Below are 1044 nucleotides of genomic sequence, written 5' to 3'. Positions count from 1 at the left end.
TCTCCCGTGGTCACAACGATGTCGTCCGGGACGAGCGACACCCCACGCAATCCAAGAATATGGACGATGCGGCGGCGCAGGGCGGGATCGCCGTTTCGATGGCCGTAGGCGAGAAGCGATGCACCGCCTTCTCTAACCGCTCTTGCAACGGCGACGGCGAGTTCCTTGTGAGGCAGCAGTGCTTCGTCCAATTCAGCCGCGCCGAGAGGCATGACGGGGGCAGCCGCGCCTGCGCTGATCGTGGCCCTGAAAATCCGGCCGATCAGCGCATTGACATTGGCCGAAGCGGGTGTTGGCGCAGTCCGCGTCGCGGATGGTGTGTTTCCCTGCCGCGTCTTGCTGCGGACATAAAACCCCGAACGGGCACGCGCTTCGACGAAGCCGTTCTGTTCAAGTTCAATGAGCACGCGCGCCGCCGTCGTGGCGCTGACCTTGTGCGTTTTCGCCAGCGCTCTGACTGAGGGAAGCCGCTCGCCTTCGCGATAGAGACCGGCCTCAATCTGGGCTCCGATCTGCTCGGCAATTGCGCGGTAAAGAAGTTGGGAGTTACTGCTCATGAAAGCGGCCATCGCAAACTGTGTTGTTCAGTTTTCACGAAACTGCTCCTGCCGCAAGCCCCAGCCGAACGCTAAACCGGCCTCATCAGAAGAGGAGCAAAGCCACAATGTGGAAGGATTTCTCGTTTTCGGCGGCAGTTGCCGGGTTCATCGCGGTTGTCGTCTCCTATGCGGGACCGTCACTGATCATCTTTCAGGCGGCGAGCGCGGCCCATCTCAGCCACGCGGAACTATCTTCCTGGATATGGGCGATCTCCATCGGGGCGGGCATCTCGGCTATCGCGCTATCGCTCTTTTTTCGCGCACCGGTCATCACGGCATGGTCGACGCCGGGCGCAGCGCTTCTTGTTACCTCATTGCCAGCCTACTCCTATCCGGAGGCCATCGGCGCTTTCGTCTTCGCCGCCGCGCTCATCATGGTGATCGGCATCTCGGGGCTGTTCGATGCCGTGATGGCGCGCATTCCGAAATCCATCGCGGCCGCCAT

At 61.4% G+C, this 1044-nt stretch carries 2 protein-coding genes; one reads left to right on the top strand and one right to left on the bottom strand.

Annotation, left to right across the window (positions count from 1 at the left end; genetic code table 11):
• A partial coding sequence (locus tag T281_RS17130) for a GntR family transcriptional regulator (RefSeq protein ID WP_162173212.1) occupies nucleotides 1–557 on the bottom strand: 557 nt, incomplete at its 3' end.
• Nucleotides 558–664: 107 nt separating this feature from the next.
• Between T281_RS17130 and T281_RS17125 the strand changes: the two genes are divergently transcribed.
• Nucleotides 665–1044 (top strand): benzoate/H(+) symporter BenE family transporter (locus T281_RS17125; RefSeq protein ID WP_037242553.1); only part of this gene is annotated, 380 nt, incomplete at its 3' end.

The organism is Rhodomicrobium udaipurense JA643, from assembly GCF_000636015.1.
In the GTDB taxonomy this organism is placed as follows: domain Bacteria; phylum Pseudomonadota; class Alphaproteobacteria; order Rhizobiales; family Rhodomicrobiaceae; genus Rhodomicrobium; species Rhodomicrobium udaipurense.
This window is presented reverse-complemented; position numbering and strand designations above follow the sequence as displayed.